Annotated in this window: 24 protein-coding genes; 22 read left to right on the top strand and 2 right to left on the bottom strand. The window is 42.7% G+C overall.

Annotated elements, in window-relative coordinates; genetic code table 11:
* Positions 1 to 210 precede the first annotated feature (210 nt).
* The 4 genes from B5D59_RS02010 (at position 211) to B5D59_RS02000 (ending at position 2,784) form a co-directional block, all read left to right on the top strand.
* Positions 211 to 807 (top strand): YpjP family protein, encoded by a 597-nt coding sequence (locus B5D59_RS02010; protein WP_078816655.1) that lies wholly within the window; start codon positions 211 to 213, stop codon positions 805 to 807.
* Between the two features lie 135 nt (positions 808 to 942).
* The gene (locus tag B5D59_RS18100; protein WP_009496612.1) at positions 943 to 1,080 is read left to right on the top strand and encodes a hypothetical protein; all 138 of its coding nucleotides are present in this window, start codon (positions 943 to 945) and stop codon (positions 1,078 to 1,080) included.
* Positions 1,081 to 1,345: 265 nt separating this feature from the next.
* Positions 1,346 to 2,287, top strand: a complete 942-nt coding sequence (locus B5D59_RS02005) for a thymidylate synthase (protein ID WP_078816654.1) — start codon at positions 1,346 to 1,348, stop codon at positions 2,285 to 2,287.
* Positions 2,288 to 2,301: 14 nt separating this feature from the next.
* The gene (locus B5D59_RS02000) at positions 2,302 to 2,784 is read left to right on the top strand and encodes a dihydrofolate reductase (protein WP_078816653.1); all 483 of its coding nucleotides are present in this window, start codon (positions 2,302 to 2,304) and stop codon (positions 2,782 to 2,784) included.
* An 8-nt stretch (positions 2,785 to 2,792) separates the two neighbouring features.
* Here the strand turns inward: B5D59_RS02000 and trhA are convergent, their stop codons facing one another.
* Positions 2,793 to 3,428, bottom strand: a complete 636-nt coding sequence (gene trhA / locus B5D59_RS01995) for a PAQR family membrane homeostasis protein TrhA (RefSeq protein WP_009496615.1) — start codon at positions 3,426 to 3,428, stop codon at positions 2,793 to 2,795.
* An 82-nt stretch (positions 3,429 to 3,510) separates the two neighbouring features.
* Here trhA and B5D59_RS01990 point away from each other — a divergent pair, with 82 nt between their 5' ends.
* The 13 genes from B5D59_RS01990 to B5D59_RS01930 all read left to right on the top strand — a co-directional run bounded on the left by B5D59_RS01990 (position 3,511) and on the right by B5D59_RS01930 (position 15,002).
* Positions 3,511 to 4,347 (top strand): DegV family protein, encoded by an 837-nt coding sequence (locus B5D59_RS01990; RefSeq protein WP_009496616.1) that lies wholly within the window; start codon positions 3,511 to 3,513, stop codon positions 4,345 to 4,347.
* Between the two features lie 31 nt (positions 4,348 to 4,378).
* Positions 4,379 to 5,182 (top strand): SGNH/GDSL hydrolase family protein, encoded by an 804-nt coding sequence (locus B5D59_RS01985; protein WP_040758095.1) that lies wholly within the window; start codon positions 4,379 to 4,381, stop codon positions 5,180 to 5,182.
* Positions 5,183 to 5,189: 7 nt separating this feature from the next.
* The gene (locus tag B5D59_RS01980; protein ID WP_078816652.1) at positions 5,190 to 5,762 is read left to right on the top strand and encodes a YpmS family protein; all 573 of its coding nucleotides are present in this window, start codon (positions 5,190 to 5,192) and stop codon (positions 5,760 to 5,762) included.
* A 13-nt stretch (positions 5,763 to 5,775) separates the two neighbouring features.
* Positions 5,776 to 6,306 (top strand): peptide-methionine (S)-S-oxide reductase MsrA, encoded by a 531-nt coding sequence (gene msrA / locus B5D59_RS01975; protein WP_078816651.1) that lies wholly within the window; start codon positions 5,776 to 5,778, stop codon positions 6,304 to 6,306.
* Positions 6,303 to 6,728, top strand: a complete 426-nt coding sequence (msrB, locus tag B5D59_RS01970; RefSeq protein ID WP_009499536.1) for a peptide-methionine (R)-S-oxide reductase MsrB — start codon at positions 6,303 to 6,305, stop codon at positions 6,726 to 6,728. Before msrA ends, msrB begins: the two co-directional genes overlap by 4 nt.
* Positions 6,728 to 6,952 carry a YozE family protein gene (locus tag B5D59_RS01965; protein WP_078816650.1) on the top strand — a complete coding sequence of 75 codons (225 nt, stop codon included), beginning with the start codon at positions 6,728 to 6,730 and terminating at the stop codon, positions 6,950 to 6,952. The genes msrB and B5D59_RS01965 overlap by 1 nt, the downstream gene beginning before the upstream one ends.
* A 78-nt stretch (positions 6,953 to 7,030) precedes the next feature.
* Positions 7,031 to 7,735, top strand: coding sequence for a purine-nucleoside phosphorylase (gene deoD, locus B5D59_RS01960; RefSeq protein ID WP_078816649.1), 705 nt, complete (start codon positions 7,031 to 7,033; stop codon positions 7,733 to 7,735).
* A 106-nt stretch (positions 7,736 to 7,841) separates the two neighbouring features.
* Positions 7,842 to 9,341, top strand: a complete 1,500-nt coding sequence (locus B5D59_RS01955) for a lmo1851 family serine protease (protein WP_078816648.1) — start codon at positions 7,842 to 7,844, stop codon at positions 9,339 to 9,341.
* A gap of 74 nt (positions 9,342 to 9,415) precedes the next feature.
* Positions 9,416 to 10,318, top strand: coding sequence for a CobW family GTP-binding protein (locus B5D59_RS01950; RefSeq protein WP_078816647.1), 903 nt, complete (start codon positions 9,416 to 9,418; stop codon positions 10,316 to 10,318).
* Between the two features lie 179 nt (positions 10,319 to 10,497).
* Complete coding sequence (locus B5D59_RS18640; protein WP_078816646.1) at positions 10,498 to 11,415, top strand: CAP domain-containing protein; 918 nt, start codon at positions 10,498 to 10,500, stop codon at positions 11,413 to 11,415.
* Positions 11,416 to 11,503: 88 nt separating this feature from the next.
* Complete coding sequence (locus tag B5D59_RS01940; RefSeq protein ID WP_078816645.1) at positions 11,504 to 12,922, top strand: spore germination protein; 1,419 nt, start codon at positions 11,504 to 11,506, stop codon at positions 12,920 to 12,922.
* A complete protein-coding gene (locus B5D59_RS01935) occupies positions 12,919 to 13,962 on the top strand; it encodes a GerAB/ArcD/ProY family transporter (RefSeq protein ID WP_078816644.1) in 1,044 nt (347 codons plus the stop codon). Before B5D59_RS01940 ends, B5D59_RS01935 begins: the two co-directional genes overlap by 4 nt.
* Positions 13,938 to 15,002, top strand: a complete 1,065-nt coding sequence (locus tag B5D59_RS01930; RefSeq protein WP_078816643.1) for a Ger(x)C family spore germination protein — start codon at positions 13,938 to 13,940, stop codon at positions 15,000 to 15,002. Before B5D59_RS01935 ends, B5D59_RS01930 begins: the two co-directional genes overlap by 25 nt.
* A gap of 16 nt (positions 15,003 to 15,018) precedes the next feature.
* On the opposite strand, the gene B5D59_RS01925 is transcribed toward B5D59_RS01930, so the two are convergent.
* Positions 15,019 to 16,371, bottom strand: a complete 1,353-nt coding sequence (locus B5D59_RS01925; protein WP_139365926.1) for an MATE family efflux transporter — start codon at positions 16,369 to 16,371, stop codon at positions 15,019 to 15,021.
* Positions 16,372 to 16,471: 100 nt separating this feature from the next.
* On the opposite strand from B5D59_RS01925, the gene B5D59_RS01920 reads away from it, so the two are divergent.
* From B5D59_RS01920 to B5D59_RS01895, 5 genes are all read left to right on the top strand, one after another.
* Positions 16,472 to 17,548: an undecaprenyldiphospho-muramoylpentapeptide beta-N-acetylglucosaminyltransferase gene (locus B5D59_RS01920; protein ID WP_078816641.1), complete on the top strand. Its 1,077-nt coding sequence runs from the start codon at positions 16,472 to 16,474 to the stop codon at positions 17,546 to 17,548.
* Between the two features lie 187 nt (positions 17,549 to 17,735).
* Positions 17,736 to 20,546 carry a 2-oxoglutarate dehydrogenase E1 component gene (locus B5D59_RS01915; protein WP_009496630.1) on the top strand — a complete coding sequence of 937 codons (2,811 nt, stop codon included), beginning with the start codon at positions 17,736 to 17,738 and terminating at the stop codon, positions 20,544 to 20,546.
* Between the two features lie 96 nt (positions 20,547 to 20,642).
* Complete coding sequence (odhB, locus tag B5D59_RS01910; RefSeq protein WP_078816640.1) at positions 20,643 to 21,860, top strand: 2-oxoglutarate dehydrogenase complex dihydrolipoyllysine-residue succinyltransferase; 1,218 nt, start codon at positions 20,643 to 20,645, stop codon at positions 21,858 to 21,860.
* Positions 21,861 to 21,942: 82 nt separating this feature from the next.
* Positions 21,943 to 22,152, top strand: coding sequence for a DUF6501 family protein (locus B5D59_RS01905; protein WP_078816639.1), 210 nt, complete (start codon positions 21,943 to 21,945; stop codon positions 22,150 to 22,152).
* A 743-nt stretch (positions 22,153 to 22,895) separates the two neighbouring features.
* Positions 22,896 to 23,180 (top strand): hypothetical protein, encoded by a 285-nt coding sequence (locus tag B5D59_RS01895; protein WP_078816637.1) that lies wholly within the window; start codon positions 22,896 to 22,898, stop codon positions 23,178 to 23,180.
* The last annotated feature ends 202 nt before the right edge of the window (positions 23,181 to 23,382 follow it).

Below are 23,382 nucleotides of genomic sequence, written 5' to 3'. Positions count from 1 at the left end.
TAGGAAGTTAACGTCCATTCGTGCGACCTCCTTTATCCTGCGTGTTGGTTGGTTGAATTCCGCTTAACTTGCAATCAACGAACTTTTTGTGAAAAGAATGATTGAAGTTTGACTTTATTGTACAATGAATTGGAGAAAGAAGAAACCTTTTGTCGGCTTTTTCGTATGAGTTACTAGGATGTATGACGAAATGTTGAAGGGAGTGGTAGCATGAAACAATGGTTGCAGCGATTTATGATCGCATCGGTCGCAGTCTTGACGCTTGGGGCCATTACGTCCAATCATGAAATTTGGTCGAACTTTCAGTCGAAGGACGAGCCAAATGAAATGGATTCTACAACTGGAGATTCGCACTATTCAATTGAACTCGACGACTCGCCTACGGAATTTTTATCTACACCTGATTATCCGATTCATTCAGAAGAAGACCAACTGCTCGATCTCGCGCGTTCGCTGTCTTATGAAAAATTCGGTCAGCGCATCGGTCCGGTGATTCAAGATGAATTTGATTCGGAGATTTTCCCTAGAATCGAAGCAGTGATACAGACCACTATACATAATGCAGCAGAACGTCGTCTTGCGATCACAGAACAGCCTTCCGGCGATTACGCAGAAAAGATTTTCCATGTGCATGATAAAATGGCGGGACAGGACGTTATTCGTTTCCACGTTCGCACCGAGAAACGTCCTCTTGATGGGTACTTTTACAATTTCCATTATCATACGGCTGACGATGGGTTCACAGCTCATCATACATTGGGCGACATTTACTGGTCGAAAAACACACCACCGAAATGGTTGTCTTAAAAATGTTGAAACACTCGTTGTGAAAACGGGTGTTTTTTTATTTTATTAATTTACGGTAACAAAAACAATGAATAAATTACTATCCCGGAGAGATGATAATAACTCTACGTACTATAAATCATAGGAGGTGCCATAATGAAAGGGAAATTTTTAGCATTGCCATTGGCGGCAGTATTGTTGTTGAGTGCTTGTGGAGAAGACAATGACAAGGATAATTTCAAAGTAGAAGATCCGCTGACAGAGGACAACGGAGAAAATGATGTAGGTACGTGACAAGAAAGAAGTAAATAAAAAGCGGAGTCAACGCGATCCACTTGATGTGAGCGTACAAATATTGTGTTTATATACAACCAAACAGTATAAACACCATCAAAATTCAGTCCAAAAACACACCTCTTTAGATGGCTTTCGTAATTCGCCATCTAAAGAGGTGTTTTTTTGTTCTCGATTTAACGAATGTCATTGGTAGGGTCATGACTAAAATAATGCTATACTGTATGTAATTTAGAAGCAGTTGCTTGAAAAAAGGAGTCTGAAAATGAAGCAATATTTAAATCTTTGTCAACATATTCTGGAAACAGGAACGAAAAAAGGAGATCGGACCGGTACGGGGACATACAGCGTTTTCGGTTACCAAATGCGCTTCGATTTAGCCAAAGGCTTTCCTTTATTGACGACCAAACGAACAGCATTTCGTCTGATCGTCTCCGAGTTATTATGGTTTTTGAAAGGCGATACGAATATTCGGACGCTTATCCAAGACCGCAATGGAATTTGGGATGAATGGGCGTTTGAACGATATGTAGAGAGCGATGCATATACAGGGCCGGATATGACGGATTTCGGGCATCGTGTAGTGGAAGATGAGCAATTTGCGAAAACGTACAAAGCTGAACTTGCTGCATTCAAAGAAAAGATTCTCGCAGATGAAGATTTTGCAAGGAAGTATGGCGATTTAGGTCCTGTCTATGGCAAACAATGGCGGGCGTGGGATACAGACCACGGTGTCATTGACCAATTGGCTCAAGTCATCGAAAGTATCAAAACCAATCCTGATTCACGTCGCCATATCGTCACGGCTTGGAATCCGGCGGAAGTGGATGAGATGGCGTTGCCTCCTTGCCACCTACTGTTTCAATTTTACGTGGCGGATGGAAAATTATCTTGCCAGCTCTATCAACGAAGTGCAGATGTCTTCCTAGGTGTACCTTTCAATATTGCTTCATATGCGTTATTGATTCATTTGATTGCCCATGAATGCGGTCTGGAAGTGGGTGAGTTCGTTCACACACTCGGAGACGCCCACATCTATCAAAACCATCTGACGCAAGTACAGGAGCAGCTATCGAGAGAGCCTAGAGACTTGCCGAAACTCAACGTCAATTACGCAGGGCGTTCCATCTTCGACTTAAACGTAGAAGACATTACGATAGAAGGCTACGATCCGCACCCGAAAATCACTGCACCCATTGCTGTGTAAGGAGGAGAAAAATTTTGATTTCACTACTAGTTGCACATGACGTACAGCGCGTCATAGGAAAAGACAACCAAATGCCCTGGCATATTCCTGAAGAATTGGCTTATTTTAAAAAGATGACGATGGGTAAAGCGATCGTTATGGGGCGTAAAACATTTGAATCGATCGGTCGTCCGTTACCTGGGCGTTTGAATATTATTGTCACTCGGAATGAATCATATGAAGCAGAAGGTATTACGGTCGTGCATGATCTGCAAACAGCTATCCAAAAAGCTAAAGAATACTCCGAAGAAGTAGTCATCATTGGAGGAGCACAGATTTTTGATATGGCAATGGGCTTGGCGGATCGACTGTATATCACCGTTATTGAAAATTCCTATCCAGGCGACACGTTCTTCCCTGAATATAAAGAAGGCTGGCAGCTGACCAGTGAGTCCGACGTACAATATGCAGAAGACCGCACAGCATATGTCTATCAAATTTGGGACAAAAAAGAATAGCGCCCCTCTTATACATACAGAAGGACGCTAAAATACATGGCTGCGCTGCCGGCAATGACGAATAAATGCCAAATTGCATGATTGTACGGCAGGCGCCGCCACGCATAAAAAACAGAACCGAATGTGTAGAGAACTCCCCCAATTACGAGCAGCCAAAAGCCTGCGGGCGGAAGTTGTTCATACAATGGCTTGATCGCAATAATGATCAGCCAGCCCATGACGATATAAAGCGCCAGTGAGGCTTTCTCAAAACGGTGAATGAAAAAGATTTTGAACAAGATCCCTAATATCGTAAGTCCCCAGATAATGCCGAACAATGTCCAGCCGAGAGCCCCTTTTAATGTTACGAGCAAGAAGGGCGTATAAGTTCCCGCGATTAAGACATAAATGGCGGAGTGATCCAAAATCGAGAAAAACTCTTTCACTTTAATAGGCATACTATGTAGTAACGTGCTCATTAAGAAAAGCAACAGCATAGAGACCCCGAAAATCGTGAAACTAACAACGGCTATCGCGGTTCCGCGCTCTATACCTGCCAATATCAGAAAGACCAGCGCAGGTATGCTGAGCAAGAAACCGATTGCGTGGGTAATCGCATTCCAACGTTCTTCCGAAAAATTCTTGAAATCAAATGCATCTGACAAAAAGCAACAACTCCTCAAACCTCACTATAGCAAAAAATGAACAGAAAATCGCATTTCACAGTACGCGAAGGAGACCATAAACATGAAAAAAATACACATAGTCACGGATTCTACCGCTGATCTCACTAAAGAACTCATAGAAAAACACGAAATTCACGTTGTACCTTTGACTATCCAAATTAACGATCAATCTTTTGTGGATGGAGTAGAACTTCAGCCCGACCAATTTTTAGACCTCATGCGAGAGTCAAAAGAACTTCCAAAGAGTTCACAACCCGCTGTCGGTGTCTTTCAAAAATTATACGATGAACTAGGAGCGGACGGCTCTCAAATTATCTCGATCCACATGACGGGCGGGATGAGCGGCACAGTGAAATCTGCCCAAGCGGCAGCCCAGGCTTCTTCTGCAGACGTTACGGTCATTGATTCCATGTACATTTCACATGCCCTGACGTTTCAAGTACTCGAAGCATGCCGTATGGTGGAAGAAGGGAAATCTGTCCAAGAAATTGTGAACGGGCTTGACAGCGTTCGTAAACGTTCTTCACTATATGTAGTGGTGGACGTACTGGATAATCTAGTAAAAGGCGGCCGGATCGGCAAGGGGAAAGCGATGTTCGGATCATTAATGAACATTAAACCGATCGCTACTTTGAAAGATGGCGTTTATACCCCTGTCGCGAAAGTACGCAGTCACAAACAAGTCGTCACATATTTATTGAATGAGTTTAAAAAAGAGACTGCGGGGAAAGTAATTCGTAGCGTTGGCATCGCCCATGCGAATGGACTCTTGATGGCCGAACCTTTGAAAAAAACGATTGAAGAAATGGGTATTCAAGTAAAGCTTACATTTACAACGCCAATTGTCAGTACCCACACGGGCGAAGGCGCGATTGGTTTTATGTTTTACACAGAGTAACACTATCAAAACAAAGGGGAAGATAGAGTTTATGAGAAGAATGGTTTTATTCCTGTTTGTCTTCTCATTGTTTTTATCCGGGTGCCAAGCACCATTTAGCCAAAAAGAAACGGCTTTGCCAGAAAGAGAACCAGTTCTCTTCGAACCTTTCTCAATACCGGAATATTTTGTTCCAAAGCGGGTCAACGTACTCGGTTTAGGAGATTCATTGACACAAGGGGTAGGGGATGAACGTAAAGAAGGCGGTTATTTCGGACGCTTAACAACAGAGATGGAACAATGGAAAGGGATAATGGAAGTAGATGCTGTGAATTTAGCAAAGCGAGGAAAGAGAAGCGATCAGCTGTTAGATCAGCTGGAAGATACCGACGTGCAAGAAGCAATCGTGCAAGCCGACTATATCGTTTTTACAATTGGCGGCAATGATTTGATGAAAGTAGTCAAAGGGAATTTCATGAAAATGAAGCTTTCCGATTTTTATAAGGAACTTGGTAAATTTGAAAATAGAATGGAAGAGTTATTTCAGTTGATCCGTTTGCTCAATCCAAATGCACCGATCATTGTAGCCGGTCTATACAATCCATTTTCTGTCGTTACGGATGAAGTGCAGGAATTTGAGGAGATTGTCGATGATTGGAATGCTTCATTGGAAGAACAAGTACGGAAAGACGGAGCAGCTTGTTTCATTCCTGTTAAAGATTTATTTAATTCGAATACAAATATGGTTTATCATACAGACTTCTTCCATCCAAACAGTAAAGGCTATGATTTGATGGGAAAACGATTTGTGGATGAAATGAAGAAATGTTCAGCAATTGATTTGGAAGTGGAGTGAGCAACTAATGAATTATTGGAAAATAGCATTCTTCAGCCTTGCAGGATTAATCGCAGCATCGATCGTCGGGCTGATCATAGTAATCGGCAATACCGCATCTTCACCTCCTCTTCCTGAATCAAACGCTTCCTCGAAGGCAGGATATTCGCTGGAATTAAATACGACGAAGGAAAATTTCGAAGGCATTGCGAATACGTACATTCGGAAAGCGGTCAAAGGCGCATTACCTGTTGAGTTGGAAATGCGTGATGATGTACTGCTGACGTCAGAACTAACCGTGTTTTCCTATACGTTGCCACTTGCCATGCACTTTGACCCGATCGTGCGGGAAGATGGAAACTTAATCCTGAAGCAATCGTCTATGGAATTAGGGGATTTGAATATTCCTCCTTCGACTGTATTAAAGCTATTGAAAAACTCTGTCGAATTTCCTCCATGGATGATCGTTCGGCCGAAAGAAGAAGAAATTTTCATTGATTTGCAAGATTTGCCGATCTCCGGTGACGTTAAAGTGAAAGCAAAAGAAGTGAATTTAGCTGAAGATGAGATTATATTGGAAGTATTGATTCCGAAAAATTAAGGAGGCAACATAGATGGCGACACAATACGCAACATTTGCAGGTGGTTGTTTTTGGTGCATGGTCAAACCGTTCGACCTATACGAAGGCGTACATTCTGTTACTTCAGGCTATACAGGAGGACATACAGTCAATCCGACGTATGAAGAAGTCTGTTCGAACACGACGGGACACCGCGAAGCAGTGAAGATTGAATTTGATGATGACATCATCTCGTATAACGAATTATTGAATATTTTCTGGCAAGTGATTGATCCTACTGATGCAGGCGGACAATTTTACGACCGCGGCGAGTCCTATAAATCTGCAATCTATACACATTCAGCTGAACAGCAAAAAGAGGCTGAAGAATCTAAAACAGAGCTGCAGGCGAGTGGGAAGTTTGACTTGCCAATTGTCACAGACATTTTACCGGCGCATCCATTTTACCCAGCTGAGGAATATCATCAGCAATATTATGAAAAGAACCCTGGGCATTATGAACGTTACACCGTAGGATCAGGACGAGCAGGGTTTATTGAAAAGCATTGGGGGGATCCATCATGAAAGAGGACTTGAGAAACCGATTGACGGATATGCAGTATTATGTAACGCAGGAAAGCGGGACAGAGCCGCCCTTCCAAAATGAATTTGATGCACATTATGAAGAAGGTCTATACGTGGATGTCGTTTCAGGCAAACCGTTGTTCAGTTCCCATGATAAATTCGATGCGGGCTGTGGTTGGCCAAGCTTTTCGAAGCCAATTGAAGCGTCTGAAGTGACGGAGCACTTTGATACCACTCATGGGATGCGCCGTACAGAGGTCCGCAGCAAAACGGCAGATTCTCATTTGGGACATGTCTTCCCGGATGGTCCAGCTGATCAAGGCGGACTGCGCTATTGCATCAATTCTGCAGCTATGCGTTTCGTTCCTGTCTCCGATTTGGAGAAAGAGGGCTACGGAGAGTATAAAGGGCTATTTACGTGATGGATCGATCCTTTTATCATTTTGCGTTGAGGTATCGTGGCGGTGGAAAAGACGATGTGAAGGCGATGTTTGCAGAAAAGATGTTTCGTGATCCGAGTTTTCCAAAAAATGAAGAGGAATTCGATACGTTGTCACGTTATGTCGAGGATCAAGCCGATCACGATTTAAGCTCCACTACCTTTGATGAACTGTACGCAATCTATCAAGACGTATGCAGCAGATAAATGGCGAGGTCTTCATTGCATCTCGCCTTTAATCACTGTATGATAAAATTAAAATAGCGAAATGAGGCTGAAAAAGACATGAGCATACATATTAATGCGAAAAAAGGCGATATCGCCGACACGATTCTTCTTCCTGGAGATCCACTGCGTGCAAAGTATATTGCGGAAACGTTTTTAGAAGATGTTGTTCAGTACAATGAAGTACGAAACATGTTCGGGTATACAGGTACATACAAAGGAAAACGCGTTTCAGTGCAGGGAACAGGTATGGGCGTTCCTTCTATTTCTATTTACGCAACAGAGTTAATGCAGGAGTTTGATGTGCAGAAATTGATTCGTGTGGGTACATGCGGTGCCATCCAAAAGGACGTAAAAGTTCGCGATGTGATTTTAGCACAGGCTGCGACAACGAACTCATCGTTAAACGATACAACGTTCGGTCCCATCCGTTATGCTCCGATCGCAAATTTCGATCTTTTATTGAAAGCATTCCATGCAGGGAAAGAAAAAGGCCTTCATTTGCAAGTGGGGAATGTTTTCACAGAAGACTTCTTTTATAATGAAGACGCACAGCATGAAAAATTAGCACGTCATGGTGTATTGGCTGTAGAAATGGAAGCTGCTGCACTTTACACGCTAGCTTCTCGTTTTGGCCGTCAAGCGCTTGCTGTGCTTACGGTTAGTGATCATATCCTTACAGGCGAAATCACTACGCCTGAAGAACGCCAATTAACATTCAATGACATGATCGAAGTAGCACTAGAAGCAGCAATCGCTGAATAATACACAGTATTTTAAACAGCGGAATGGCTGCACATAAAGAACCTTTGAACAAAGACCGCTCTAGACAGCGGTTCTTTTCATGGGAGTTTAGAAAGTAGGGAAGACGATGAACGAGAACGATTCAAAAGAAAACGGAGAGGTAGAGCCGGAAAAGAAACCCGAACCTAGCCGGTATATCCGGATTAAGCCGTTTTCGCTGATCATGCTCATCTTTGCCCTTGTACTGGCGACAGCAGCGGTTACATTCTTCGCATTAACAGTCGGTGATGATAAAGTCGTAGAGGTCGTCAAACCCCAACAAGTGGGAAGTGAACGAAAAGAATTTAAAAAGCTTTTCGATGCGTATGATCAACTGAAACAAAGTTATTTCGATGAGGTCGACGAACAAGTCATACTGGACGGAGCAATCAACGGTATGGTCGATGCGTTAGGAGATCCTTATTCGGACTACCTGAACGAAAAGGAAGCGAAGCAGCTGAATGAGAGTATATCATCCAGTTTTGAAGGAATCGGCGCAGAAATTCAAGAGTCCAATGGCTATATCAGCATTGTATCTCCTATTAAGAATTCGCCTGCAGAAAAAGTCGGGCTATTGCCGAATGATACCATCCTTTCGGTAGACGGAAAAAGTATCCAAGGTATGTCCTCTTCGGAAGCTGTACTGTTAATTCGCGGGGAAAAAGGGTCAACGGTCACATTATCGGTCCGACGTGGGACAGCCGCAGAGCCGTTCGAGGTGAAAATCGTACGAGATGTCATACCGGTCCATACGGTGTATGCAGAGATGCTGGATGACAAAATTGCACATATTAATATTACGTCTTTCTCAGAACATACGTATGAGGAATTACTGGAATCTTTGAATGAAATGACAGAAAAAGGGATGAAAGGTGTCCTGATCGATGTGCGTCAAAATCCAGGCGGTGTGCTGAGTGCCGCAATCGATATTTCCGATCTATTTGTGGATGAAGGAAAAGCATTATTCCAGACACAAGAAAAGGGTCGGCCGGCAGAGATTTTCCCTGCGTCAGACGGTCAGAAAATTAACGTGCCTGTTGCATTGATCGTAGACGATGGAAGTGCGTCGGCATCTGAAATTTTAGCAGGTGCGCTGAAAGAATCCGCTCATATTCCGATTGTCGGTATCAAGACGTTCGGTAAAGGGACTGTGCAGACACCGACACAGCTGCAAGATGGTTCCAATCTAAAGTTGACGACAGCCAAATGGTTGACGCCGGACGGCAATTGGATTCATAAAAAAGGGATTGAGCCCGATGTTAAAGTGCCATACCCTCCTTATGCATCACTTCCGTTCCTAGATGCATCTGAAGAAATGAAGGAAGGCATGGTATCTCCTGCGGTTCAAGCTGCTGAAGAAATGCTTGAAGTAGTAGGATACCATCCTGGGGAAACGGACGGGTTGTATGACGCAAACACTGCACAAGCCGTTAAATCATTGCAAAAAGACCTTTCACTCGAACAAACAGGCATACTGACTGGCGATTCGACGATTGGTTTAATGCAAAAATTGCGGGATAAGATGAAAGAAGACGATCCTCAATTGCAAAAGGCAAAAGAAGTCGTCCTGAAGAAAGTAAAATCATAATCCGTTTAATACGGACAAGAAAACGCGTCCAGCCTTGTTTGGATGCGTTTCTTCTATAGAAGGGATAGAGGTTTATGATCGATGTATATTTATTGAGTGGATTTCTTGGCAGTGGAAAAACTTCCTTGCTTGTTCAATTGATTGACCAAGTAAACAAACAAGGGAGGCAGCCCGCTGTTCTGATGAATGAATTCGGCGAATTGAATATAGACAGTCAAATCGTTGAAGAGAAAGAGGAAGTGCCGTTAAAAGAGTTGCTGAATGGCTGTATTTGCTGTACAGGTGCTGAATCGACGGAAGCCCAACTGCAAAGTCTATTGACTGACTATCCAAACGTTGACGTGCTGTTCATTGAGACGACAGGCGCTGCCCATCCGGTAGAGTCGTTAGATGCCGTCTATTCACCCTTATTCGCCGACCAATTAGATGTGAAAGGTATTATCACGGTTGTAGACGCCATGCGCTGGCTGGATCGTGATAAGCTTTCTCAGCGTATGCTCGCATTATTCTTGGAACAGGTCCGACATGCTCATTTCATGCTGCTGAATAAAGCAGATTTACTGACAGCGGATCAATTGGCATCTGTAACGATGCAAGTGACACAATTCAATAGCTTTGCTCCTCTCGTACAAACAACGAATGCGAAAATCGATTTTAGCTATATCGAGAAGATGGTGGATGCCGCCTCTGCTCCGAAACATGCCATCAGTACAGGCAGCGGCCTTCCACTCGCTTCGAAGGTACTGTCTTTTGAGAAACCGATTAATCAAGAGCATTTTGAAGATTGGGTGCGTTCCTTGCCAGACACCGTATATCGGATGAAGGGCTATATCCAATTAGAAGGCTCCAGATACTCACACTTGTTCCAATATGCGTATGGAATGGTCAATTGGATACCTGAATATATGCAAATTCCTTCAAAACTTGTCCTCATAGGTGAGCAGCTTTCAAGCATCGAATATCCGCCTGAAAAGTAGTTGTCAATAGCTTTTCGCTGCCAATAGTCTTCATGGAAGGGCATATCTGCCAATTATAAGGAAGCTGAGGCTCTTGTCTCATAGGTTTGTAGATTGTATTGGGCGAGTTGGCAATTTCCGTCATATTTTCTTCTTTTCTAAAACGTTATGATAAGTTTCGTAGAAGAGGAGGTATGAAGATGAAAAAACCATTGACAATCATCTTATTAAGCTCAGCTATTTTATTGCCTAACCATTCAGCGGAGGCAAGCACGATCAAAACTGTCCACATCAGCCAAACGTACACGTGGAATATACTTCAAGGACAAGATAAGGGGATATTCACTAATTTCTGGGATAAGTATTATAGCATTTTGAACAACGAGCTTAAGAATCCGGTAGAAAAGCCAGAGCAGCCTAGTAAACCGGTAGAGAAACCGGAACAACCGAGCAAACCAGTGGAAAAGCCAGAGCAGCCTAGTAAACCAGTAGAGAAACCGGAACAACCGAGCAAACCAGTTGAAAAGCCAGAGCAGCCTAGTAAGCCGGTAGAGAAGCCGGAACAACCGAGCAAACCAGTGGAAAAGCCAGAGCAGCCTAGTAAGCCGGTAGAGAAACCGGAACAACCGAGCAAACCAGTGGAAACACCACAACAACCAAGCACACCGGCTGAAAAACCACAGCAGCCTAGCACACCGCCAACAGCTGAAAAGCCTGAACAGCAAAAGCCGACTGCAAATGTGTCTGCTGAAGAACAAGCAGTCCTAGATCTAACAAATGCTGAACGAGCAAAAGCAGGTCTAAAACCATTGCAATTTGACGCAACTCTTCAGAAGTCTGCTAAACAAAAATCAGCAGACATGGCCAAGAACAATTATTTCTCACACACAAGCCCTACATATGGCTCACCATTTGATCAAATGAAGATGAATGGCATCACATACCGTAAGGCAGCTGAGAATATTGCACAGGGTCAACGGAACGCACAAGAAGTCGTAACAGCTTGGATGAACTCAGCAGGTCACAGACAAAATATCTTGACACCAGAGTTCACTCATATTGGAATCGGTTATGATGCGAACGGAAATTACTGGACACAACAATTCATTCAAAAATAAGCGGTAGGACGATGGAGAATATTCCATCGTCCTTTTTGCATATAACAGATGAATTTTATGCATACTGACTTGCATAGAGGTGAGTTTCATGAAGAACCCCGCATCAATGATAGATAAATATTTTTTGGAAGACTTGTTTTATGGATCATCTGATTTAGTTATCCAGGAAGTACAATGGACGATAGGGAAAGGTTTCGTTTGTTATTTCACAACCCTAGTAGATACTGTTGAAACGGCTAAACAAATTGAGTTGATGCGTTCGCGCTCTGAACAAGCGTTGAAAAACTGGGGCACGACAGCTATTTCAACCGTTCAGACCTTCAATCAAGAGCAGTTAATCGAAAGCATTTGTTCAGGCATGACCCTACTGATCTTCCCGGAGATGAACATTCAAATACAATTATCAACCCAACAGTTCACAGCCCGTTCTCCCGATGAACCAATTGGAGAAACAACCGTCCGCGGCTCACACGAAGGTTTTGTAGAGTCTTTGGAGCAAAACCTATACATGATTCGAAAAAGGCTTGCCATCCCTGATTTAGTGATTCGTACGGTCAAGATGGGTAAAGAAAATAATTCTTACGCAACATATATTTATATTGATTCTCTTGCAGATCCGGATGTGGTCCTTGAGGCGGCAAACCGACTTAAGAATATTCCCGGTGAATATGCCCTAGGCTCTGGACAAATGGAAGATTATCTTGAAGACACGGTTTACTCTCCGTTTCCTCAGCTATTGAATACAGAACGACCGGATCGGGTAGTGGAAAATTTATTGGAAGGTAAAATTGCTTTTTTAATCGATCATTCACCTACAGTATTAATTGGACCGGTCACGTTTTTTTCGTTTTTCCAATCCCCCGATGATTACAATGCCCGCCCTATTGTCGGTACGTTTTATAGACTATTGCGTTTAGGCGGCTTGGCAATGGCTGTTTTACTGCCAGCATTCTATATAGCCGTTGTGAGTTATCATTTTGAAATTTTACCGAATGATATTAGTCAAAAAGTAAAGCTTACGGTAAATGATCTCCCATACCGGCCTATTATCGAAGCGTTATTTTTAGAACTCTTCATTGAACTAATTCGGGAGGCCAGTCTCCGATTGCCTACTCCTATTGGTCCGACAATTGGGATTGGGGGCGGACTGGTAATAGGGGATGCAGTTGTAAACGCAGGGCTCGTATCGAATATCATGATTGTTGTGGTAGCCATAACAGCTATTTCGAGTTATGTCATCCCTTCACCAGAAATGAATATGAGTATCCGAATTATTCGTTTCCCGTTTATGATCATGGCCACGTTATTTGGTTTTTTCGGGATGAGTATCATGGCTTTGCTTTTGTATATCCATCTACTTAATCTTTCGTCACTGAAGCAGCCTTATTTTTCTCCATTAATACCATTTGATGCGTCCCGTCTTTGGGTAGTTTTCTTGAGGCTTCCTTTTTTTCGTCATCATCCACAGCAAAAGACATTTTCGTTTTTTCGGAGAGGTAGGAAATGATGATGTTTGAACTATCCAAAACTCAATTCTTCTGTATATTATTTTTTATACAGACAGGCGGCGTCTTTATCTCTTTTCAGCATTACTTGATTCAAGATGCGAAACAAAATAGCTGGTTGGTATTTTTAGTGATTGCCCTCATGCAATACTTGCTGTTTCTTCTCTTTGAAAAGACTTATCACGCGTTGCGCGTACCCACATTCATTCGCTGGGTATTCAAAATCTACTGGTTGCTTGTCATCATCAGCGGACTCAGTTTTATCATCTATTTATTGTCGTTATGGACGTTACCAGACACGCCTATTATTGTAACAACGGCTATCATTCTTATTGTTTCGTATTATGCGAACTACGGAAAGGTAACTGCTGTATTAAACATTTGGACAATCGCCATACCTGTGGTTATTTTTATCGTAATCACCTGGCTATTAGCCGTCCCTCATTTGGATTGGTACAGGATGGCTCCCCAAATAGATTTTAATGTGGTGAAAATGGCAAGAGCGTTTTTAGTCGCGACAGCACCGATGATTGGCTTGGAGTTTTATTTATTTTTACGCCCCTTTGTTAAAGAAGTAAGATCATTGGCGGGCTGGCCGTTATTCTCCTATCAAATGAGTTGGACGTTTTTTTATTTAGCAACCATCCTCGTCAACCAATTATTCTTTGGGATAGAGGAAATCAAGACCATCCCGCAGCCCACTTTATACATGATGAAATCTTTAACATTGTCTTTCATTGAACGGGCGGACTTGTTTTATATGATTGCATGGATCATATGGAGTATTGTCACAGTCATTTTATACATTTTCTTCGTTGTGATGACTTGGCCAGCCGACAATGAGAGCAAACGAAGACGGCAAAATATAGTTATCCACCTATTTTTATTGGCAGTCATTGGTTTTTTTGTTTCAAAGGAAAGAAATGAATGGATTCGGGAAATAGTGAATTATCTACACTTAGCAATAGGTATCGTCTTGCCTATCATTCTCATTCTTCTAAAGAAGGGGCTGAATAAATGGATAAAAGACTCCTCGTCTTAATACTGTCCTCTTTACTGCTCAGCGGTTGCTGGGATGAGCTTTTATTTAAAGATGTGACCATCGTTCCGCTTGCGGGAATGGAAGGAGGCGATGACGATGTTCACATGACATTTGCTTTCCCAGTATTTGATGGTAATCAGATCAAATTTTCAACATCCAAAGGGAAAGGGAATTCCATGAAGGAAGCTCAAATGAACGCCAACTACAGTACGAAGGAAGCGCTAAATTTATCTAAAATGGAAGTTCTTCTTGTCTCTGAAGAGATGGCTCGAGATGATCTATATCAGTATCTAGATAACGTCTATAGAGCGCCCAGAAACCGTCTGCAAAGTTACATGGCTTTGGTAGAGGGCGATATCCAGACATATTTTAATCCTTCTGGTGATTTACAAGGGGAAGTATCCAATTACTATACAGAGCTTTTATTGACCGGAAAGATTTACACATATTTTCCCCCTGCAAACCTGCAGCGTGCAGGTACCTTGTTATTAGAAAACACACAGGACCTTGCATTGCCTTATCTAAGAATAGATGAGGAAGGGCTACCTCAATTGGTAGGTGTGGGATTGTTTTCGGGAAAGGATTTTACAGGTTATGTTTTAGAGAGGAGAGAAGCAATGCTCGCTACGCTCTTAAGTGGGGAGAAAGGAAAATTCACCCGCTTCAGCTATAAACTAGAGAATGATGAAAAAGAAAACGAACTGACATTTGACGTTTTGAAAGTAAAAGATAATTGGGATATTTTGAACGATCGTATAATAATCCGCATGAAACTGAAAGCGACTATGGAAGCATTTCCTGATTATCACCATAATACACAAGCAGTAGAGAAACAACTATCGGAAAAGTTAACGAAAGACTTCAATGATGTGGTCGGCAAAATGCAGGAAGCAAAAAGCGATATGATCGGTCTCGGTCGCAAAGTACAAGCATTTCATCCTGAAATTTGGAATCGCGGAAGATGGCAGGACACTTTTTCAGAGCTGCCGATCACGGTGGAAGCAGAGCTGACATTCCGTGATTTAGGTATTCTAGAATAAAAAGGCCAGCAGAAAATCACTGCTGGCTTTGTCTTTTTTGGATATAGCGTAAGCGAAAAGAAAGAATGACCGCACCGACTGTCAATCCTGTGATAAGTCCGACCCAATAGCCATACGCTCCTAAACTCGTATAACCAGCCAAAACGTACCCTACCGGCAGACCAATCACCCAAAATGAAATGACACCAACCAAAAACGTCATCGTTACGTCTTTGTAACCTCGCAGAGCGCCTTGAATAGGTGCTTGCACTGCATCGGACAGTTGGAAGAACGCTGCATAGACAAAAAAGTGAATGGCGAGTGCAATAATTGCTGGATCCGGCGTATACATAGAAGCGATGGCTTCACGGAACGTCAGTAAGATGAATATGGATAGGAAACTGAACAATACAGCAAACCCAATTCCGAGATACGTAAACTCCCGGGCATCTTTTGGCCGATTGCCGCCAATTGATTGACCAACCAAAATCGTCGTGCCCATCGATACGCTTAGCGGCACCATATAAAGTAAAGAAGTAAAATTCAAAGCGATCTGGTGCGCAGAAATCACCTGGGCAGTATAGCCGCTCATGAGTAACGTTACAACTGAGAAAATACTCGTTTCCACGAAAATCGAAAGACCAATCGGCACACCGACCAATAATATCTCTTTCCACTTCGTAAACGATACAGGTTGCCATTCTTGGAACAAAGCAAACTCTTTAAAGTGCTTAGATGACCAAGCGATTAACGTGGCTATGAAGAATACTAACCAATACGTAATTCCAGAAGCATAGCCCGCACCCGCTCCGCCTAATTCAGGAAAACCAAAATTCCCGAAAATCAATAAGTAGTTCAAGACAATATTAATCGGAGCAGATAATAAAATAATGAACATGGACACTCGAGTTGCACCTAAGGCATCGAAAAAAGAACGCAACACGGTATAGGCCATCAGCGGTACCAAGCCGACACTCATACCGGTCAAGTAATTCGTAGCAACTTCCACAACTTGATCATCGAGCGGCATTTTGGTGATCGCAGGCAAGATTCCCCACTTGATCAATACAAAAATGATTGCTGAAAGAGTGAGGGAAACGTATAATGCTTGCTGGACAGTAGGCCGGATCGCACTTTTATTCTTCGAGCCGATTTGCTGTGCAATAATAGGGGTAAGACCCATCAAGATACCAGATAGCCCTGTGTAGACAGGAATCCAGAAAGAAGAACCGATCGTGACGCCTGCTAAATGATAGGTATCATAGCGTCCGGTCATCAGGATATCGAAGAAAGACATCAAGTAGAGTGCAACTTGAGTAATTAAAATCGGCAGCATGATTTTAATGAATAACGAGCTTTTCTGTTTTAATGTGTTCTCAGCAATAGACATAGTTTTCATTTCCTCTATAATTATTTTTCAATGGCTATTGTATCATGAAAAACAAAGCGAAAATTACATTACATAAGATTTACAAGGAAGGATGGGAAGAATGAAGCGACCGGTAATTGTATTAACAGGTGGCGGTACGGCAGGGCATGTATCCGTCAATCAAGCTTTAATCCCGGTTTTATTGGGTAAAGGATATAGTGTGCACTACATTGGTTCACATGAAGGGATAGAAAGAGAGTTAATCGGAGATGGACATCCTGAAGTGGTCTATCACTCTATACAAAGTGGGAAGTTGCGGCGTTATTTTTCCATGAAAAACTTTACCGATCCATTTCGCGTGGGAGCAGGTACCTTTCAGGCATTGTCTATTATAAGAAAGCTCAAGCCAGAAATCATTTTCTCTAAAGGTGGGTTCGTTTCGGTTCCTGTTGTGATGGCGGCTAAGCTGGCCAATGTGCCCGTTGTAGTCCACGAATCCGATGTCACGCCAGGATTAGCAAATAAACTCGCATTGCCGTTTTCTTCGCAGATTTTCACCGTGTTTGAGCAAACGCTGCAATATGTGCCGGCTGGAAAATCTACTTGCACGGGTCCTATTATCCGTCCTGAACTTTTTAACGGCAGCAAAGAAGAAGGTTTGCGCATAGCGGGGTTAAAATCCGACCGTCCAATATTCATCGTCATGGGCGGAAGCCAAGGCTCAGCCGTATTGAATGAAGCGATACGCGGTGAATTGCCTCAACTGTTGAAAAATTATCAGATCATTCATTTATGCGGGAAAGGAAATGCAGTTCATGAGCTAAACGACTTAGCAGGCTACGTTCAATTTGAATATGTAACAGGGGAATTGCCTCATTTGCTGGCGGCTTCCGATTACGCGATCTCACGCGCCGGCTCCAATGCAATTTTCGAGCTGCTCGCTATCCATAAACCTATGCTACTCGTTCCGCTCGCTGCATCCAAAAGTAGGGGAGATCAACTACTGAATGCATCTTATTTCGAATCGAAAGGATTAGCGCTTAAAGTAGAGGAAGAACAGCTTGCAGATCAGCCGATGGATGAACTCTTCAAAAATCTGGAACAAGAAAAAACTCGACTGCTGTCGAATATTGAAAAAACGACAGAACCAAAAACCCCTGAGAAAATGGCTGAAATGATTTTGTCTTTTCAGAAATAAAAAACAATAGCAATACACCTTTGTCAAAGACTTTGTCGCGATTTTCATGTTTTTTTCGTGTCCTTTATAGAAAAGTTCACAACTTTGTATTAATCCCTTTCAGTTCTAGGATTTGCGTGCTATTATTGTATGGAAGTATATAAAATAATCACAACAAGCCAATAGGCAAATGTGGAGGTAATATTACATGTCGAACATTGTGGATTCCCATCGTTCCCCGTATTCTGCTTTTTCGGGTCCAAACCTTGGGTATGTAATGGAAATGTATGATCTGTTTAAAACAGATCCAGATGCAGTTGATCCTGAGTTAGCAGAGCTATTCAGGAATTTTGGTGCGCCTCAGATCGATGAGTCCGGCGAAGTAGCAGTTGTAGCGCAAGGTTCACAAACAGATCTGCGCAAAGTACTTGCCGTCTATTCTTTACTAGAAGCCATTCGCTCGTATGGGCATCTTGCAGCAGACATTTATCCATTAAACGATCGACCAAAGGATACATCACGTCTAGAATTGTCATATCACGGATTGACAGACAGCGATCTGGTCGGATTGCCAGCATCTTTGTTCTTGAAAAATGTTCCACCAACAGTGGAAAACGGATTGGATGCAATGAATTACCTGAAATCTTTATATACAGGTTCCATCGCATATGAGTTTTCACACTTAATCGACGAAACTGAGCGTAACTGGATTCAAACTAAAATTGAAAACGGCGACGTGCAGTCAAGCTTGCAAGGCGATGAGAAAAAGGAACTTCTCGAACGCTTGACGAAAATTGAAGGTTTCGAGAAATTTATTCACCGTACATTCGTCGGAGCCAAGCGCTTCTCTATAGAAGGAGTGGACACTCTTGTCGTATTGATCGATGAATTGGTTCGCCGTTCTGAAGAAGCGAAAGTACAAAAAATGTTGATTGGCATGGCTCACCGCGGACGTTTGAACGTGTTGACACATAATCTAAATAAACCATATGAAATGATGTTTGCAGAATTTGCAGGCGTACCGGCATCCCCATTCTTACCTAAAGACGGCTCATTGGAAGTTACGCGCGGTTGGTTTGGCGACGTAAAATACCATATGGGTGCTCTTTACAAAGGTGAATCCGGTCTAAACCGTTTCTTAGCCTATAACCCTTCACATTTAGAAGTTGTGAATCCAGTTATTACAGGACAAACTCGGGCTGCACAGGAGAACACAGACCAGCCAGGGATTCCAAAACAAGATACAAATGCAGCGTATGCGGTACTTGTACACGGTGACGCAGCATTCCCAGGACAAGGTATTGTACCTGAATCATTCAACTACAGTCGTGTACGCGGCTTCAGAACAGGCGGATCTATTCATGTAATCGCCAATAATACTATTGGCTTTACGACTGAATACTATGATTCTCGTTCTACGCATTATGCGTCCGATCCAGCAAAAGGCTTTGAGGTGCCTATATTCCACGTGAATGCAGACCACCCGGAAGAAGTTCTTGCTGTAGCGAAGTTAGCATTTGAATACCGTCAAAAGTTCGGTAAAGACGTCCTAATTGACCTGATCGGTTACCGCCGTTACGGACACAATGAAATGGACGAGCCGCTCGTAACAAACCCAGTGATGTATCATGAGATTCATAAGCATCCAACAGTTCGCCAAATCTACGGACAGCGTCTGGTGGAACAGAAAATCATGACTGACGAAGAAGTGCAGCAGATGGACCGATCCGTCATCGCGTCTATGCAAGAAGCTTACGACCGTGTGAAGGAAGATTCTGCAGACGCTCCAAAAACTTCGAATGCCACACCAGAAGGGGTACTTGCTGGACTACCGCGTGATCTTGAAACAGGTGTTGCAGAAGATCGTCTTCGTAAAATGAATGAAGATCTATTGACATATCCATCTGAATTCACGGTATTTAGCAAACTGGATAAAATCCTTAAAAGACGTGAAGAACCGTTTAACGGAAAAGGTAAAATCGACTGGGCGCACGCTGAGCAACTCGCATTCGGTTCTATTTTACAGGACGGCAAACCAATCCGTATGTCTGGTCAAGATATCCAGCGCGGTACATTTGCTCAACGTCACCTAGTTCTCCATGATGAAAAAACAGGTGAAGAATTCGTTCCGCTGCATCATATTGGTGGCTCCAACGCTTCGTTCGTGGCATACAACAGCCCATTAACGGAAGCGGGTATCGTCGGTTATGAATTCGGCTACAACTTGGAAGAAGACAAAACGATGTCCATCTGGGAAGCACAATACGGTGACTTCTCGAACATGGCACAAGTTATGTTTGATCAGTTTGTATCTTCCAGCTTCTCCAAGTGGGGTCAGCAATCAGGACTTGTCTTGTTATTGCCGCACGCATTTGAAGGACAAGGACCTGAGCACTCCAGCGCTCGTATCGAACGTTATTTACAACTGTGTGCAGAAAATAACTGGACAGTTGCGAACATCTCAAGTGCAGCTAACTACTTCCACGTATTGCGTCGTCAATCGAAGATTCTTGGAAGTGAAGCAGAGCGTCCGTTAGTTATCGCGACACCTAAGTCGTTATTGCGTCATCCACTAGTTGGGGCAGACGTCAATGACTTAGTGGAAGGACACTTTAAAACAGTGCTTGAACAGCCGGGTACGGGTACGAAGCCTGAAAAAGTTAAGAAAATTTTATTTGCAAGCGGTAAGGTAGCAATCGATCTTGCAGAGAAAATTAAAGATGGCGAAGGATTTGACTACTTGCACGTCATTCGTGTAGAGCAGCTCTACCCATTCCCATCCGACAAAATCAAAGAAATCCTTGCTCGCTTCCCGAAAGTGAAAGACTTGGTATGGGTACAAGAAGAACCTAAAAATATGGGTACTTGGTCGTTTGCATATCCGTACTTGGAAGAGTTGGCAGATGGCAAGGACATTTCATATGTTGGTCGTATTCACCGTTCCAGCCCGTCAGAAGGCGACGGAGCTTCTCATAAAGTTGAACAAAATCGAATTATTGAAGAAGCATTAAAAAAGTGATATAACAAATAAGGAAGCTTTTCAAAAACAGTCAAAAACTACTTATACAAAAGTAGCTATCCGTGAAAACGGTACACCTACGAGGAGGAATTTATTGTGGCAGAGATCATAGTACCTGAACTAGCAGAATCGATTACAGAAGGCACAATTGCAAAATGGTTGAAACAACCCGGTGAAAACGTAGATAAAGGTGAATTCATCGTTGAATTGGAAACAGACAAAGTGAACGTCGAAGTCATTTCAGAAGAAGCAGGTGTGGTATCTGAACTACTGGCTGCGGAAGGCGACACAGTTGAGGTTGGCCAAGTAATCGCGATTGTAGGCGAAGGTTCAGGTGCACCGGCACAGCAAGCTCCACAAGCAACAGAAGCAGCGGCTCCGGCAGCAGCTCCAGCTCCAAAACAAGAAGCTGCAGTTGAGCAAGCAACTTCTACAGACCGTACAATTGCAAGCCCGGCAGCACGTAAGATGGCACGTGAAAAAGGAATCGATCTAGCAGCGGTTTCACCTGTAGATCCAATGGGTCGCGTACGTGCACAAGACGTATCCGCTCATACAAACGCTCCTAAAGCACAGCCACAAGCTAAACCGGCTGTAACTGAAGCTAAAGAAGACGGCCGCATCACACGCGAAAAAATGACTCGCCGCCGTCAAACGATTGCAAAGCGTCTTCTTGAAGTGAAGCAATCGACTGCAATGCTTACTACGTTCAACGAAATTGATATGACAAACGTGATGGCTCTTCGTTCACGCAAGAAAGATCAGTTCTTCGAGCAAAACGATGTGCGCCTTGGCTTCATGTCATTCTTCACGAAAGCAGTCGTTGCGGCATTGAAGAAGTATCCTTATGTCAACGCGGAAATTGATGGCGATGAAATTTTATTGAAAAACTATTTTGATATCGGTATCGCAGTTTCCACTGAAGGCGGATTGGTTGTACCAAACGTTGTGGACGCAGACCGCAAAAACTTCGCTGAAATTGAAGCTTCTATCGGAGAGCTTGCGAAAAAAGCACGCGACAATAAATTGACAATTGCCGATATGACAGGCGGTTCATTCACAATTACGAATGGTGGAGTATTCGGTTCATTACTATCTACTCCAATCCTAAACGGTACACAAGTAGGTATCCTAGGTATGCATACTATCCAAAAACGTCCAGTAGCTGTTGGCGACAACATCGAAATCCGTCCAATGATGTATGTAGCACTTTCTTACGACCACCGTGTAATTGATGGAAAGGATTCAGTTGGATTCTTGAAGATGGTTAAAGAGTTGCTTGAAAACCCTGAAGACCTTCTACTAGGTTCTTGATCGTCTGATTCAAAATAAAGCGACCCGCGTTTCAATTCGCGGGTCGCTTTCCTTTATGAAATATGAGAGGGGAGATGAAACTATGTCTTATCTGAACTGGTTAGAGGCACCTACTTTGAAAACTGTCACGTGCACACACACCGACGCGGAAAAATATGTCGTCAATCATATGTTGACAGCAGGGAATACGTACGAAGTAAAAAATGAAACAGATGAATTTTTATTCATCGTCGACAATTCTGGAAAAGTCGGCGGCTATTACAAAACGTACTTTGCAAACGAACAGATCTAACTGCAAAAATGTCCTTATGAGGTAACAAGTTCGATTGACATGAAAAAACGCTCAGATTTCTGAGCGTTTTTTTTATACTATTTTACGAATAGAAGGTATCCATAATGTTTGTTCCACAATCGCGACCATTTGCTTTGGAAAGCTATTTACTATTGCAAATTTAAAAGGTCTGTAATAATTTCTGAGCTATTAGGCGTTAATAAGAAAACGGATAAGATTACAAATAGTCCTCCTGTAACTAGTGGAACAAACGCTTTAATTCCTCCAGCTGTCTTTATTTTAACTAACCCCACAATAAAAACGACAACACCTGTCAGAAGTAAAAGTAAGTACCAGAACCCCATAAAATCACCCATTCCTTTTCAGATTTTGATTAAAGTTGTTCCTATCGAACCCCTTCTCGAAATCGTTGTAATATAAGACGGATTAAATTCATTACGAGTTTCATACTTGCAACACTAAATAGCCAGTTCATTAAACAAATTTCAATTCCTTTTTTAAGGGATGATTGCACTATTCATCAATAGAAAAAAGTAACCATTCTCCTCTATGACTCAAGATTAGAAACCCTTCCTTGAATCATGCATACTTTTTACGTTAGAAATGGGGGCAGATAGTAAAAGATAGAAGAGCTTGAACTCTCCCGCAATCTTAGCCATCCAGGTGAGTGGTTGTCAATTTAAAATTCCTTTTTATCTCAAGAACCACCCTTTTGCTTCTTACGGCGCAGAGTGGCTTTCTTTTTGTCTAAAGTTGACTATTTCTTCTCTGATAAAGCATTCACCTATTTCCTATTGATTTGTCAAATAACTAATATCCCAGGAAGAAGTAGTGAAGACATAGAATCATTTGTTAAGGATTTAGGAAAAGGAATTAATACACTAGGGATTAACAAAGCTAAATCTTTAGGTCCGTTTATTAATGAAATTGTAAAAGAGTTTAGCAAAATAAACGATATGTTTTCAACGGTTGCTTATCCGGACATTTCAGTAGAACCTATTGCAGTTTACAAAGAAATGAAATTATAATTTTGAATATTATTTGTGTGGTTTTAACATTGGACTTACTCAGGTAACGAGCGCAATTGCGGAAGAAAAATTTCAATCAGACCGCCTTAGTTGATTGGAGTGGAAGGCGGCGACTCCGGCAGGATTAGCGGGACAGGTGAAACACCTAGGTGAGAAGCGAGCAGTGTGGTTCAACGCCCGCCCTGCGGAACCGCGTCCGCCT

It is taken from the genome of Sporosarcina newyorkensis, assembly GCF_900167515.1.
Taxonomy (GTDB): domain Bacteria; phylum Bacillota; class Bacilli; order Bacillales_A; family Planococcaceae; genus Sporosarcina; species Sporosarcina newyorkensis.
Note: the sequence above shows the minus strand (reverse complement) of the source record. Positions and strands in the feature narration are given on the sequence as shown.

Coding starts and splice junctions, on each gene's coding strand:
- B5D59_RS18100 (WP_009496612.1), top strand. CDS start 943: ATGAAAGGGAAATTTTTAGCATTGCCATTGGCGGCAGTATTGTTGTTG.
- B5D59_RS01950 (WP_078816647.1), top strand. CDS start 9,416: ATGATCGATGTATATTTATTGAGTGGATTTCTTGGCAGTGGAAAAACT.
- B5D59_RS01935 (WP_078816644.1), top strand. CDS start 12,919: ATGATGATGTTTGAACTATCCAAAACTCAATTCTTCTGTATATTATTT.
- B5D59_RS01980 (WP_078816652.1), top strand. CDS start 5,190: ATGAATTATTGGAAAATAGCATTCTTCAGCCTTGCAGGATTAATCGCA.
- B5D59_RS02010 (WP_078816655.1), top strand. CDS start 211: ATGAAACAATGGTTGCAGCGATTTATGATCGCATCGGTCGCAGTCTTG.
- B5D59_RS01955 (WP_078816648.1), top strand. CDS start 7,842: ATGAACGAGAACGATTCAAAAGAAAACGGAGAGGTAGAGCCGGAAAAG.
- deoD (WP_078816649.1), top strand. CDS start 7,031: ATGAGCATACATATTAATGCGAAAAAAGGCGATATCGCCGACACGATT.
- B5D59_RS01940 (WP_078816645.1), top strand. CDS start 11,504: ATGAAGAACCCCGCATCAATGATAGATAAATATTTTTTGGAAGACTTG.
- B5D59_RS01985 (WP_040758095.1), top strand. CDS start 4,379: ATGAGAAGAATGGTTTTATTCCTGTTTGTCTTCTCATTGTTTTTATCC.
- B5D59_RS02005 (WP_078816654.1), top strand. CDS start 1,346: ATGAAGCAATATTTAAATCTTTGTCAACATATTCTGGAAACAGGAACG.
- B5D59_RS01915 (WP_009496630.1), top strand. CDS start 17,736: ATGTCGAACATTGTGGATTCCCATCGTTCCCCGTATTCTGCTTTTTCG.
- B5D59_RS01990 (WP_009496616.1), top strand. CDS start 3,511: ATGAAAAAAATACACATAGTCACGGATTCTACCGCTGATCTCACTAAA.
- B5D59_RS01905 (WP_078816639.1), top strand. CDS start 21,943: ATGTCTTATCTGAACTGGTTAGAGGCACCTACTTTGAAAACTGTCACG.
- msrA (WP_078816651.1), top strand. CDS start 5,776: ATGGCGACACAATACGCAACATTTGCAGGTGGTTGTTTTTGGTGCATG.
- B5D59_RS01965 (WP_078816650.1), top strand. CDS start 6,728: ATGGATCGATCCTTTTATCATTTTGCGTTGAGGTATCGTGGCGGTGGA.
- B5D59_RS01925 (WP_139365926.1), bottom strand. CDS start 16,371: ATGTCTATTGCTGAGAACACATTAAAACAGAAAAGCTCGTTATTCATT.
- msrB (WP_009499536.1), top strand. CDS start 6,303: ATGAAAGAGGACTTGAGAAACCGATTGACGGATATGCAGTATTATGTA.
- B5D59_RS01930 (WP_078816643.1), top strand. CDS start 13,938: ATGGATAAAAGACTCCTCGTCTTAATACTGTCCTCTTTACTGCTCAGC.
- B5D59_RS01920 (WP_078816641.1), top strand. CDS start 16,472: ATGAAGCGACCGGTAATTGTATTAACAGGTGGCGGTACGGCAGGGCAT.
- B5D59_RS18640 (WP_078816646.1), top strand. CDS start 10,498: ATGAAAAAACCATTGACAATCATCTTATTAAGCTCAGCTATTTTATTG.